The organism is Blastococcus sp. SYSU DS0828, assembly GCF_054050975.1.
The window spans coordinates 1-12,012 of sequence record NZ_JBJHAK010000018.1 but is presented as its reverse complement, the minus strand read 5'-3'; the positions used below and the strand labels follow the sequence as shown (position 1 = coordinate 12,012).

Genomic DNA, 12,012 nt, shown 5'->3' with positions numbered 1-12,012 from the left:
GCGCTGATCGGGGTCTCGGGCAGCTCATCACCCCGATCAGCGCACAGTCGCGGGGCCGGCTCAGCCCAGCGGCGAGCGGGGGAGCAGCCGGTCGCTGATGATCCGCTTCTGGATCTCGCTGGTGCCCTCGAAGATCGTGGTCAGCCGGGCGTCCCGCCAGTGCCGCTCCACCTGCCGCTCGGTGGTGTAGCCGTTCCCGCCGTGCAGCTGCATGGCCTGGTTGGTCACCCGCACCGACATCTCGGTGGCCTCCAGCTTCACCATCGACGCCTCCTTGTGCACCGGCAGCCCCAGGTCGAGCAGGTGGGCGACCTGGCGGTAGAAGGCGCGCGACTGCTCGATCTGCGCGGCCATCTCGGCGACGGCGAAGCGCAGCGCCTGGAAGTCGCCGATCGGGTGGCCGAACTGCTCGCGCTCCTGCAGGTAGCGGATGCAGTCCTCCAGCGCCGCGCGCGCCAGCCCCACGGCCCGGGCCGCGGTGTGCACGCGGGCGGTGTTGAGGAACTTCTGCGCCTCGGCGAATCCCGCCTGCTTCGCGGCGTCCCCCTCCTCGGCGCTCTCCTCCTGCGCGGCCTTCGCCTGGTCGATCACGTTCTCCCGGGGGATCCGGACGCCGTCGAAGGTGAGGTCCCAGGTGAGGAAGCCGTGGTAGCCGATCTTGTCGATCGGGGAGCCGGACAGGCCCTCGGGGAACTCCCCGCGCTCCTTCTCCAGCAGCAGGTTGATCAGCCCGGCCGAGCGCGACTCCCCCGGCTCCGGGTCGCGCTCGCGCACCAGGACCTGGATGAAGTCGGCGGCCTTGGCGTTGCCGCACCAGCGCTTGCGGCCGGTGACGACCCACTCGTCGCCGTCGAGCACCGCCCGGGTGGAGACGCCGGCGAGGTCGGAGCCGGCGTCGGGCTCCGAGAGCGCGATCGCGCCGATCCACTCCCCCCGGGCGCTACGGCCCAGCAGCTCGTGCCGCCGGTCGGCGTCGAGGACCGCCGTCCCCAGACCCTGGGAGCGGGCCAGGATGCTCGCCGTCGACATCCAGGCGCGGGCCAGCTCCTCGCTGACCATGCAGTACTCGAAGACGCCGAGGCCCAGTCCGCCCTGCTCCGCGGGCACGGTGATGCCGAAGTAGCCCAGCTCGGCCAGCCGCGCCAGCAGGGACGCCGGGATCTCGCCCTTCTGCGGGTCGAGCTCGTTCGCGACCGGCAGCACCTCCTCCATCGCGAACCGGCGCGCCTGCTCCTGCAGCGCCTCCCGCTCCGGGGTGTGCCACGGCGGCAGCAGCACCGGCGGCTGCGGCTCGCGGATCTCGTCGGTGCTGGTCATGGCGCGTCCTCCTCGTCGAGGGCGGTGATCACTCCACCTTGGCGGCTGCCTGTTCCCCCGGCACGCCGTCGTCACCCGCGAGGTGAGCAGCCTCACGGGTGGGTCACGTCGTGGCGGCGGTGTAGCGGGCCGCGAGAACGCGCAGCCGCTCGACGAGCTCCGGCGGCTCGAGCACCCGGAAGTCCAGGTCGAGCAGCGAGATGTACACGGCCATCGTCTCGAAGCTGTCCGCCCCCGTCACGAGCGTGCTGGTGCGCGCGTCGACCGGCTCGACGACGCCGACGGCCGGGTTGATGCGGGCACGCACCTCGGCGGCCGGCGCCAGCACGGTGATCCGGGCGTGGACGGCCCACCCCTCCGAGGCCACCGCCCGCATGACGTAGGCGCGCAGGTCCTCGGTGGGCAGGGGCTCCGGGGTGAACCGCCGGCCGGTGCGGGGGCCGAGGGCCAGGCGGTCGACCCGGAACACCCGCCAGCGGCCGCTCTCCGGCTCGCGACCCAGCAGGTACCACCGGCGCTCCCAGCTGACGAGCCGGTACGGCTCGACGAGCACGCGGACGCCGTCGTGCTCGAAGCGCAGCCACTCCACGTCCCGGATCGCCGCCGCCACCGCGGTGAGCACGGTCGGGTCGACCGGCGGATCCTCCTCGGGCGTGCCCGCGTCGTCGGCGATCTGGGTGGTGGCCGCCGTCAGGCTGCCGACCTGGCGGCGCAGTCGTGCGGGCAGCACCTGCTCGAGCTTCGCCAGTGCCCGCGCGCTGGTCTCCGCGACGCGCTCGATCGCGCTCGCCGACGCAGCCCGCAGGCCGAGCGCGAGGGCGACGGCCTCGTCGTCGTCGAGCAGCAGCGGCGGGAGCGATGCGCCGGCCCCCAGCCGGTAGCGCCCCAGCGAGCCGCGGGTGGCCTCCACGGGATAGCCGAGGGTGCGCAGTCGCTCCACGTCGTTGCGGACGGTCCGCGTCGTCACCCCCAGACGGTCCGCGAGCTCCGGCCCCGACCAGGCCGGCCGGGCCTGCAGCAGGGCGAGCAGGGCCAGCAGGCGGGCCGACGTCTCGAGCACCGGAGAATCCTCGCACCAACAGGAGCGAACCGTTCCTGTTGGCCTCCTAGGTTCGTCCCATGACCTCCACGACGGACACTCCGACCACCTCCTCCACCGGCATCCGGCCGTTCCGGGTCGAGATCCCGCAGGCCGACCTCGACGACCTCCTCGCCCGGCTGGGGCGCACCCGCTTCCCGGCACCCGCCCCGGGCGACGACTGGACCTACGGCGTCCCGAACAGCTACCTGGTCGACGTCGTCGAGCAGTGGCGCACCGCGTACGACTGGCGTGCGGCGGAGGCGCGGATGAACGAGTTCCCGCACTTCCTCACCGATATCGACGGCCAGACGATCCACTTCCTGCACGTTCCGTCGGTGGAGGCCGGCGCCACCCCGTTGCTGCTGCTGCACAGCTACCCGGGCTCCTTCGTCGACTTCCTCGAGCTCATCCGCCCGCTGACCGATCCGGTCGCCCACGGCGGTGCGGCCGAGGACGCCTTCTCCGTGGTGGTGCCCTCGATGCCGGGGTTCGCCTTCAGCACCCCGGTCACGGACCGCGGCTGGACCACGGCCCGCGTCGCCCGCACCTACGACTCCCTCATGCGACGGCTCGGCTACGACAGCTACGGCGCGCACGGCAGCGACACCGGGGCGATGGTCGCCCGCGAACTCGGCCTGCTCGAGCCGGCGGGCTTCCTCGGCGCCCACGTCCTGCAGCTGTTCTCGTTCCCCTCGGGCGACCCGGCCGAGTTCGAGAAGCTCGAGCCGAAGGACCACGCGGCGCTGGAGCACCTGCAGTGGTTCCAGTCGGTCGGCGGCTACAACGCGCTCAACGCCTCGCGCCCGCAGACCGTCGCCGCCGCGTTGTCGGACTCCCCCGTCGGGCAGCTCGCGTGGAACGAGCTCTTCCAGTCCTTCGGCAACGGCACGAGCCTCGTCACCACCGAGCAGATCCTCACCGAGGTCACCCTCGAGTGGCTCACGAACACCTCGGCGAGCGTCGGCCGGTACCACTACGAGGAGGCCCACGCGCAGCGCGAGCCGGCCGTCAACCACTCGCCCGTCGGCGTCGCGGTCTTCTCCGACGACTTCAAGAGCATCCGCGCCTTCGCCGAGCGGGACAACGACGCCATCGTCCACTGGAGCGAGTTCGAGGGCGGGGGGCACTACGCGGCGCTCGAACGGCCGGACGTCCTCGCCGGCGACATCCGGGCCTTCTTCGCCACGCTGGCGCGCACCGCCCGCTGACCGCCGGGCGGTCGGTGCGGCTAGTGCGTGCGGTCCCTCGCCAGCCGGATGAAGTGCTCGACCAGCGCGGCGTCGTCGACGGTGCCGGTGTTCACGGCCTTCGCCGGGTCCACGCCCTGGAACAGCCGCTTGAGCGGCACCTCCAGCCGCTTGCCGGTGCGGGTGTGCGGCACGCCGGGGACGGCGATGACCTCGTCGGGCACGTGGCGCGGGCTGGCCGTCGTCCGGATCTCCTCCCGGAGCCGCCCCACGAGCTCGTCGGTCAGCTCCTCCCCCGGGGCGAGCTGCACGAACAGCGGCATCCAGTAGCCGCCCTCGGGCAGCTCGACCCCGAGCACGACGCAGTCGACGACCTCGGGGAAGGCCTCGACGGCGGCGTAGATGTCCGCGGTGCCCATGCGCACCCCGCCGCGGTTGAGCGTGGAGTCCGACCGGCCGGTGATGATGCAGGTGCCGCGCTCGGTGATCTCCAGCCAGTCGCCGTGCCGCCACACCCCGGGCCACGGCTCGAAGTACGCCGCCCGGTACCGCGCGCCGTCCGGGTCGTTCCAGAAGTACAGCGGCATCGAGGGCATCGGCTCGGTGACCACCAGCTCCCCCAGCTCGCCGACCACCGGCTCGCCCTGCTCGTTCCACGACTCCACGGCCACACCCAGCATGGGCCGCTGCAGCTCGCCCACCGTGACCGGGAGCAGCGGTGAGCTCCCGATGAAACCGGTGGCGACGTCGGTGCCACCGGACGCGGAGACCAGCTGCAGGTCCGTGCCCACGGCGTCGTAGACCCAGCGGTAGGAGGCCTCGGGCAGGGGGGAGCCGGTGCAGCCGAGCACGCGCAGCGCGGAGAGGTCGTGGTCGTCGCCCGGGCGGACGCCGGCCTTCTGGCAGGCGCCCAGGTACCCGGGGCTGGTGCCCAGCAGGGTGATCCCGACCTTCGCGGCGAGGGCGAACTGCGCGTCCACGGTCGGGTAGGCGGGCGCCCCGTCGTGGAGCACCGCCGTGGCGCCCGACAGCAGCGAGGAGGCGACGACGTTCCACATCATCCAGGCGGTGGAGGTGTACCAGTAGAAGCGGGCGCCCGGCGCCAGGTCCTGGTGCAGCAGCCCCCACTTGAGGTGCTCCAGCACCACCCCGCCGTGACCGTGCACGATCCCCTTGGGGAGCCCGGTCGTGCCCGACGAGTAGACGATCCACAGCGGCGCGTCGAACGGCGTCGGCTCGAACGCCGGGTCCTGCCGGTCGGCGACGGCGTCGGCCCAGGGCAGGGCGCCGTCGGGCACCTCGTCGGGGAAGATCCGGGGGACGGCGATCGTCGTCCGCACCGTGGGCAGCGCCTCGCGCAGCTGCGCCACCACCTCACGCCGGTCGTGCGCTCGCCCGTTGAACCGGTACCCGTCGACGGCGACCAGCACGGTGGGCTCGATCTGGGCGAACCGGTCGAGGACGGCGCGGGTGCCGAAGTCGGGCGCGCAGGACGACCAGACGGCCCCGACCGCGGCCGCGCCGAGGAAGGCGACGATCGTCTCGGGGACGTTGGGCAGATAGCCGGCGACCCGGTCACCGGGACGGACGCCGAGGCGGCGCAGCGTGGCGGCGAAGGCCCCCACCTGGCCACGGAGTTCGGCCCACGGGATCTCGACGGGCTCGGTGTCCTCCGCGACGGCGATCAGCGCGGGCCGGTCGTCGGCGGCCTGGCGGAACACCTGCTCGGCGTAGTTGACCGCCGTCCCCGGGAACCAGACCGCGCCCGGCATCTCGCGGGAGGTGAGCACCTGGTCATCGGGGACGTCGAGCACGCCGGTCCAGCGGGCGAGGTCACCCCAGAACTGGTCGAGGTGCTCGATCGACCACCGCCACAGGGCGTCGTAGTCGACCGGGTCACCGAAGGAGAGGCCGCGGCGCTGCGCCACCCAGCCGGCGAAGGCGGCGCTCCGGGTGCCGGCGATCGACGCGGCGGTGGGCCGCCAGAGGATCTCGGGGATCTCGCTCACGCCCGCACCATGCCATCCTGGACGCCCGCCCACCACGCCCACCCGAGGAGGGCCCGTGCTGCCCGACCCCGCCGGCGAGCGGAACGTCCTCGGTGGGCCGCTGGAGCCCTGCGGCACGGACCCGGTCACCGGCTTCTACCGCGACGGGCACTGCCGCAGCGGCCCCGACGACCTCGGCCGGCACACGGTCTGCACCGTCGTCTCCACCGAGTTCCTGGCGGTGCAGCGGGAGCTGGGCAACGACCTCAGCACCCCGCGCCCGGAATACGGCTTCCCCGGGCTGCGGCCGGGCGATCGCTGGTGCGTGGTCGCCACCCGCTGGCTGCAGGCCTACCAGGCGGGTGCGGCGGCGGGGGTCGTGCTGGCCGCCACCAACGCCCGCGCCCTGGAGGTCGTGCCGCTGGAGGCGTTGCGCCGCTACGCCGTCGACGTCCCGGACGACGCCAGCGGTCTGGGCTGAACCGCCGGGCTCAGCCCCCGGACCCTCCACCGCCCAGCATCCAGCTGTGCTTGTTGACCGCGCCGCGCGCGTCCGGGCCGTCCGTCCGGTCGCGGTCGAGGCGGCCGTCGGGCAGCTCGTCGCGCCACTCCTCCTGCCGCGGCCCGCGCCGGACGTAGAGGGTTGCGGCGACCACCACCAGCACCGCCGCCGTGATCAGCAGCCACTCCACGGGACCTCCTCGTGCCGGACACCCGCCACCCTAGGCGCCGCGGTGGGGGCCGGCCTGGAATGAACCCTCGGCCGGCGGCGCTGCGGCCGAGCATGAGCGACCTCCTCGACACGCCCGTGACCACGCTGCAGGGCGCCGCCACGACGCTGCGGGAGCTGACCGCCGGCGGCCCGGCGCTGGTCGTCAACGTGGCCAGCCGCTGCGGCCTGACCCCGCAGTACACCGCGCTGGAGGCGCTGCACGAGGAGTACCGCGACCGCGGCTTCACCGTCGTGGGCGTGCCCTGCAACCAGTTCATGGGGCAGGAGCCCGGCACCGCCGAGGAGATCGAGCAGTTCTGCTCGGCCACCTACGGCGTCACCTTCCCGCTGACGGAGAAGGCCGAGGTGAACGGCCCGGGCGCGCACCCGCTCTTCCGGCAGCTCACCGCCGTGCCCGACGTGGACGGGCAGGACGGCGACGTCGCCTGGAACTTCGAGAAGTGGGTGCTCAGCGGCCAGGGCGAGGTGGTGGCCCGCTTCCGGCCGCGCACCGAGCCCGACGCCCCCGAGGTCCGGGCCGCCATCGAGTCGGTCCTGCCGGTCTGACGCCGGCCCCTCACCCCAGGCTCGTGGTCGCGACCCCGGCCGCACGGTGCTGGGGGCGCGGCCCCAGCACTGGGGCGGCGCGGTCGGGCGGGAGCGCCTAGGTTCGCGCCATGGCCGATCTGCGCTTCTGGTTCGACCCGGTCTGCCCGTTCGCCTGGATGACGAGCAAGTGGGTCCGGCAGGTGAGCGCGCAGCGGGAGTACGCCGTCGAGTGGCGGTTCATCTCGCTGCGGCTGCTCAACGCCCACGTCGACTACGCCAGCCACTTCCCGCCCGAGTACGAGGCCGGGCACACGTCGGGTCTGCGCCTGCTGCGGGTCGCCGCCCGCACCCGCGCCGAGCACGGCCCCGAGGCCGTCGGCCCGCTCTACGCGGCGCTCGGCGCACGCGTCTTCGAGCAGCCCGCGAACCCGGGCGACGAGGCGCGGCGCGGCACCCGGGAGTTCGCCGAGCCGGCGCTCGCCGAGGCGGGGCTGCCCACGGCGCTCGCCGATGCCGTGGACGACGACAGCTGGGACGCGCAGATCCAGGCGGAGACCGACGAGGCGCTCGGGCTCGCCGGCAAGGACGTCGGGACGCCGATCCTGCACTTCCGGCCCCCCGAGGGCGTGGCGTTCTTCGGGCCGGTCATCAGCCGGCTGCCCGCCGAGGACGAGGCCGTCGCGCTGTGGGACCACGTCGTGGGGCTCGCCTCGTTCCCCGGCTTCGCCGAGCTGAAGCGCAGCCTGCGCGAGCGCCCCCAGCTGCCGGCCTTCGGCGTGCAGGCCGGCGAGATCGGCCGGCAGGAGGACTGGCACGGCGGGAGCCGCCGGCAGAAGCGCTGAGCTGTCGCGGCCCCATGCGGGAGTGGCGGGATCGACCGAGCGAGCTAAGGTAAGCCTTATCTGACCACGCCGTCCGTCCCGGGAGCTGCTCGTGGCCACCACGGTCGACGTCCCGGCCCGGGACTCGGCACGACCTCCGGCACCGCCGGCGCGCGGCCGACGGCTGGGCACGCTGGCCCTGCTGCTGGTGCTGGTCGTCGCCGCCGCGCTGGCCAGCATCGCGGTCGGCACGCGCTCCATCGGCCTCGCCGACGTGTGGCGGTCGCTGCTCGACTCGGCGCTGGGTTCCGAGGAGGCGGTGATCGTCCGGCAGCTGCGGGTCCCCCGCACGGTGCTGGGGCTCATGGTCGGTGCGGCGCTGGGCGTGGCCGGGGCCCTGATGCAGGGACACACCCGCAACCCGCTGGGCGACCCCGGGCTGCTCGGCGTGACCGCCGGCGCCAGCCTCGCCGTCGTGCTGGCCATCGCCGCGCTGGGCATCCGGACGCCCGGTGGCTACGTCTGGTTCGCCTTCGCCGGCGCCCTGGTCGGCACGGTCCTGGTCTACGCGATCGGCTCGGCCGGGCGCGGCGGGGCCACACCGGTCACCCTGGCGCTCGCGGGGGCCGCGCTGTCGGCGCTGTTCTTCGCCCTGGTGCGCGCCGTCGTCGTCACCGACGAGCAGACCCTGGACAGCTTCCGGTTCTGGGTGGTCGGCTCGCTGGCCGGCCGCGGGGCCGACATCGCCTGGCAGGTGGGCCCGTTCATCGCGGCCGGGGTGGTGCTCGCCCTGGCCAACGCCCCGGCGCTGAACCTGCTCGGGCTCGGTGAGGACGTCGCCCGCGGCCTGGGCCAGCGCGTCTGGCAGGCGCGGACGATCGGCCTGGCCGCCATCACCCTGCTGGCCGGCGCCGCGACCGCCGCCTGCGGGCCGATCGCCTTCGTCGGCCTGGTCGTGCCGCACGTCGTCCGCGCGCTCACCGGCCCCGACCACCGGTGGCTGATCCCCTGCTCCGGCCTCCTGGGCGCCGCGCTGCTGCTGGCCGCCGACGTGATCGGCCGCGTCGTGGCCCGCCCGGGGGAGCTGCAGGTCGGCATCGTCCTGGCGCTCATCGGGGCGCCGTTCTTCGTCGCGCTCGTGCGACGTCGCCGGACGGTCACCCTGTGACCGCCACCGCCCCGGCCCGCCCGCGGCCCGCGCCGACCGCCCGCCCCCCGCTGCGCAGCGGCACGCCCGTGCGGGTGGGCCCGGTCTCGGCGATCGTCCGCTGGCGCGACGTCGTCGTGCCGGTGGCCGCGCTGGCCGCGCTGGTGCTGGTCTCGGCCCTGAGCATGGGGCGCGGCGACTACCCGATCGGCGTCGGCGAGGTGCTGCGGACGCTGGTCGGCCTGGGCGAGCAGACGCAGGAGTTCATCGTCCTGCAGCTGCGCGCCCCGCGGGTCGTCGTCGGCGCACTGGTCGGGCTGGCCCTCGGGGTCTCCGGCGCGCTCTTCCAGACCTTCGCCCGCAACCCGCTCGCCTCCCCCGACACCCTGGGCATCACCAGCGGCGCCTCGGTGGGGGCGGTGGCGGCCATCGTGCTGACCAGCGGCACCTCCACCGGCGAGGTGCTGGGCGGTCTCGGCGTTCCCCTGGCCGCGCTGCTGGGTGGCCTGGTCACCGGCGTGCTGCTGTTCGTGCTGGCCTGGCGGGCGGGGATCGACGGGTACCGGCTGGTCCTCATCGGCATCGCGCTGTGGTCGGTCGGCGCCGCGCTGGTCGACTGGCTGCTCACCCGCGCCGAGATCTACGACGCCGCGTCGGCGTACGTGTGGATCACCGGCTCGCTCAACGCCCGCACCTGGAACGACGCGCTGCCCCTCGCCGTCGCCGTCGCCGTGCTGCTCCCGCCGGCGCTCGCCGCCGGCCGGGCGCTGGGGGTCATGCAGTTCGGCGACGACACCGCGCGCGGGCTCGGCGTGCGGCTGGCCGGGGCGCAGACCGCGGTCGTGCTACTCGCGGTGGGCCTCGTCGGCTTCGCGGTCTCGGCCGCCGGGCCGATCACGTTCGTGGCCCTGGTCGTGCCGCAGATCGCGGTGCGGCTGACCCGCGGCTCGCGCCCGCCGCTGCTGACCTCGGGGCTGCTCGGCGCGCTGCTCGTGGTGGCCGCCGACCTGGTGACCCGGACGATGCTCCCCCAGGCCCTGCCGGTCGGCATCCTCACCGCCGCGATCGGCGCTCCCTACCTGCTCTGGCTCCTGGTCCGTGGAAGGCGGCGAGCGACAGCATGACGATCCACCCGGGTACCGAGCTCCTGCACCGGGCGGAGCCCGCCGCCCCACCGGCACCCGTGCGGCTGGCGGCGGAGGAGCTCCGGCTGGCCTACGACGACCAGGTCGTCGTGGACGGGCTCGACCTCGCGCTGACCGAGGGCTCCTTCACCGCGATCGTGGGTCCGAACGGCTGTGGCAAGTCCACGCTGCTGCGCGCGCTCGGCCGGCTGCTGCGCCCGGCGTCGGGCCAGGTGCTGCTGGACGGCCGGTCGATCGCCCGCACGCCGACCCGCGAGGTGGCGAAGGTGCTCGGCCTGCTGCCGCAGACGCCGGTGGCCCCCGAGGGGCTCAGCGTCGGCGACCTGGTGGCCCGCGGGCGGCACCCGCACCAGACGTGGCTGCGCCAGTGGTCGCGCGACGACGAGGCCCTGGTGGCCGAGGCGCTGTCCTGGACGGGCATGGCCGAGCTCGCCGACCGCCCGGTCGACGCGCTCTCCGGCGGCCAGCGGCAGCGGGCCTGGATCTCGATGGCGCTGGCGCAGGGCACCGACCTGCTGCTGCTCGACGAGCCCACCACCTACCTCGACCTCTCCCACCAGATCGACGTCCTGGACCTGGTGGGCCGGCTGCACGCCGAGCGGGGCCGGACGGTCGTGGTCGTGCTGCACGACCTCAACCTCGCCGCCCGGTACGCCCAGCGGCTGGTGGCGATGAAGGACGGTGCGCTCGTCGCCTCGGGCACCCCGCACGAGGTGCTCACCGAGCACCTCCTCGCCGAGGTGTTCGACCTCGAGGCCCGGGTGCTCCCCGACCCGGTGACGGGGACGCCGATGGTCGTGCCGGTGCGCCGCCTGCGGTGACCCGCCTTCCCTCCGGGACTTAGGGCAGGCTAACCTTCCCTCGATCGGGATGATCATGCATCCCCGCACCCGAGGGAGTCCCCTTGCACCGCACCTCTCGCCGCCTGCTCGGCGGCTTCCTGGCCCTGGGCACGGCCGTCGGCCTCAGCGCCTGCGGATCCGAGGACACGGACACCGACGCGGGCGCCGGTACGGAGCCGACCGCCTCCGGCGAGGCCTGGGAGTACACCGACGCCCTGGACAACACCGTCGAGCTGGACGAGACGCCGACCCGGATCGCCGGCCTCAACGACGTCATGGCCTCGCTGTGGAACTACGGCGTCGAGCCGGTGGCCACCTTCGGCCAGACCTCCGCGGCCGACGACGTCGCGTTCGAGGGGCGCGACCTCTCCGACGTCGAGATCGTGGGCGAGACCTACGGGCAGATCGACCTCGAGCAGCTGGCCGCGGCCGACCCCGACCTGATCATCACCTCGGTCTACCCGGTGGACTCGGCGGGGACGCTGGACCCGTCGTCGCCGCCGTACGGCATCGAGTCGCCCGAGCAGCTCGAGCAGCTCGAGCAGATCGCCCCCGTCGTCGCCATCGCCTACCGCGGGTCGGCCGCCGACGTCATGGAGGAGGTGGCCGACCTCGCCGAGAGCCTGGGCGCGGACTCCGGCACCATCGAGTCGGCCCGCGCCGAGTACGAGGAGGCCGCGGCGGCGCTCACCGAGGCCGGCGAGAAGGGCCTCAGCGTCCTGCCGGTCTACGCCACCCCCTCGGAGGGCTGGTGGATGGGCAAGGCCGAGGACGACCCGGCCCTGCGCCTCTACTCCGACCTCGGCGTCGACTTCGTCGACCTGGGCGAGGAGGGCTACTTCTGGAAGCCGGTGGGCTGGGAGCAGGTGCCCGACCACCCCAGCGACGTGCTCCTGTACTCGCTGCGCGGGGGGATGACCCCCGAGGAGATGGCCACCCAGCCGACCGCCGCCCGGCTGCCGGCCCTCCAGGCCGACCAGGCCTACCCGTGGAAGTACATCGGCATGGACTACGCCGCCCAGGCCGAGTACATGCAGGAGCTGGCCGACTGGCTGACCGAGGCCGAGGACGTCACGCCCTGACGCACCGCCCCGCTGCCGAGATCACGTGATCTCGGCGCAGCACGGCCCCGGGGGGGGGGGGGGGGGGGGGGGGGGGGGGGGGGGGGGGGGGGGGGGGGGGGGGGGGGGGGGGGGGGGGGGGGGGGGGGGGGGGGGGGGGGG

Annotated in this window: 12 protein-coding genes; 8 read left to right on the top strand and 4 right to left on the bottom strand. The window is 74.5% G+C overall.

Translation table 11 applies throughout. From position 1 onward, the window contains the following. Positions 1–60: 60 nt before the first annotated feature. Both ACI79Q_RS14330 and ACI79Q_RS14325 read right to left on the bottom strand, forming a co-directional pair. A complete protein-coding gene (locus ACI79Q_RS14330) occupies positions 61–1,317 on the bottom strand; it encodes an acyl-CoA dehydrogenase family protein (protein ID WP_456590056.1) in 1,257 nt (418 codons plus the stop codon). Between the two features lie 103 nt (positions 1,318–1,420). Further along, on the bottom strand, positions 1,421–2,377 hold the full coding sequence (locus ACI79Q_RS14325; protein ID WP_456599995.1) for a helix-turn-helix transcriptional regulator: 957 nt from the start codon (positions 2,375–2,377) through the stop codon (positions 1,421–1,423). A 59-nt stretch (positions 2,378–2,436) separates the two neighbouring features. On the opposite strand from ACI79Q_RS14325, the gene ACI79Q_RS14320 reads away from it, so the two are divergent. Further along, on the top strand, positions 2,437–3,606 hold the full coding sequence (locus ACI79Q_RS14320; protein ID WP_456590054.1) for an epoxide hydrolase family protein: 1,170 nt from the start codon (positions 2,437–2,439) through the stop codon (positions 3,604–3,606). A 20-nt stretch (positions 3,607–3,626) separates the two neighbouring features. Here the strand turns inward: ACI79Q_RS14320 and ACI79Q_RS14315 are convergent, their stop codons facing one another. Next, on the bottom strand, positions 3,627–5,594 hold the full coding sequence (locus ACI79Q_RS14315) for an acetoacetate--CoA ligase (RefSeq protein ID WP_456599997.1): 1,968 nt from the start codon (positions 5,592–5,594) through the stop codon (positions 3,627–3,629). Between the two features lie 55 nt (positions 5,595–5,649). Between ACI79Q_RS14315 and ACI79Q_RS14310 the strand changes: the two genes are divergently transcribed. After that, positions 5,650–6,054: a DUF2237 family protein gene (locus ACI79Q_RS14310; protein ID WP_456597769.1), complete on the top strand. Its 405-nt coding sequence runs from the start codon at positions 5,650–5,652 to the stop codon at positions 6,052–6,054. 10 nt (positions 6,055–6,064) lie between these two features. Here the strand turns inward: ACI79Q_RS14310 and ACI79Q_RS14305 are convergent, their stop codons facing one another. After that, the gene (locus ACI79Q_RS14305; protein ID WP_456590051.1) at positions 6,065–6,265 is read right to left on the bottom strand and encodes a hypothetical protein; all 201 of its coding nucleotides are present in this window, start codon (positions 6,263–6,265) and stop codon (positions 6,065–6,067) included. A 92-nt stretch (positions 6,266–6,357) separates the two neighbouring features. Between ACI79Q_RS14305 and ACI79Q_RS14300 the strand changes: the two genes are divergently transcribed. From ACI79Q_RS14300 to ACI79Q_RS14275, 6 genes are all read left to right on the top strand, one after another. Next, a complete protein-coding gene (locus ACI79Q_RS14300; RefSeq protein WP_456590050.1) occupies positions 6,358–6,852 on the top strand; it encodes a glutathione peroxidase in 495 nt (164 codons plus the stop codon). 110 nt (positions 6,853–6,962) lie between these two features. Continuing rightward, positions 6,963–7,676, top strand: coding sequence for a mycothiol-dependent nitroreductase Rv2466c family protein (locus tag ACI79Q_RS14295; RefSeq protein ID WP_456614894.1), 714 nt, complete (start codon positions 6,963–6,965; stop codon positions 7,674–7,676). A 91-nt stretch (positions 7,677–7,767) separates the two neighbouring features. Continuing rightward, positions 7,768–8,823 carry a FecCD family ABC transporter permease gene (locus ACI79Q_RS14290; protein ID WP_456597765.1) on the top strand — a complete coding sequence of 352 codons (1,056 nt, stop codon included), beginning with the start codon at positions 7,768–7,770 and terminating at the stop codon, positions 8,821–8,823. Next, positions 8,820–9,926: a FecCD family ABC transporter permease gene (locus ACI79Q_RS14285; protein WP_456597764.1), complete on the top strand. Its 1,107-nt coding sequence runs from the start codon at positions 8,820–8,822 to the stop codon at positions 9,924–9,926. The genes ACI79Q_RS14290 and ACI79Q_RS14285 overlap by 4 nt, the downstream gene beginning before the upstream one ends. Then, on the top strand, positions 9,923–10,768 hold the full coding sequence (locus ACI79Q_RS14280) for an ABC transporter ATP-binding protein (protein WP_456590046.1): 846 nt from the start codon (positions 9,923–9,925) through the stop codon (positions 10,766–10,768). Before ACI79Q_RS14285 ends, ACI79Q_RS14280 begins: the two co-directional genes overlap by 4 nt. Positions 10,769–10,851: 83 nt before the next feature. Beyond that, positions 10,852–11,871, top strand: a complete 1,020-nt coding sequence (locus tag ACI79Q_RS14275; RefSeq protein ID WP_456614893.1) for an ABC transporter substrate-binding protein — start codon at positions 10,852–10,854, stop codon at positions 11,869–11,871. Positions 11,872–12,012 lie beyond the last annotated feature (141 nt).

Excerpts from the sequence above, each read along its gene's own strand:
- ACI79Q_RS14330 (WP_456590056.1), bottom strand. The coding sequence starts at position 1,317 with ATGACCAGCACCGACGAGATCCGCGAGCCGCAGCCGCCGGTGCTGCTG.
- ACI79Q_RS14320 (WP_456590054.1), top strand. The coding sequence starts at position 2,437 with ATGACCTCCACGACGGACACTCCGACCACCTCCTCCACCGGCATCCGG.
- ACI79Q_RS14300 (WP_456590050.1), top strand. The coding sequence starts at position 6,358 with ATGAGCGACCTCCTCGACACGCCCGTGACCACGCTGCAGGGCGCCGCC.
- ACI79Q_RS14295 (WP_456614894.1), top strand. The coding sequence starts at position 6,963 with ATGGCCGATCTGCGCTTCTGGTTCGACCCGGTCTGCCCGTTCGCCTGG.
- ACI79Q_RS14280 (WP_456590046.1), top strand. The coding sequence starts at position 9,923 with ATGACGATCCACCCGGGTACCGAGCTCCTGCACCGGGCGGAGCCCGCC.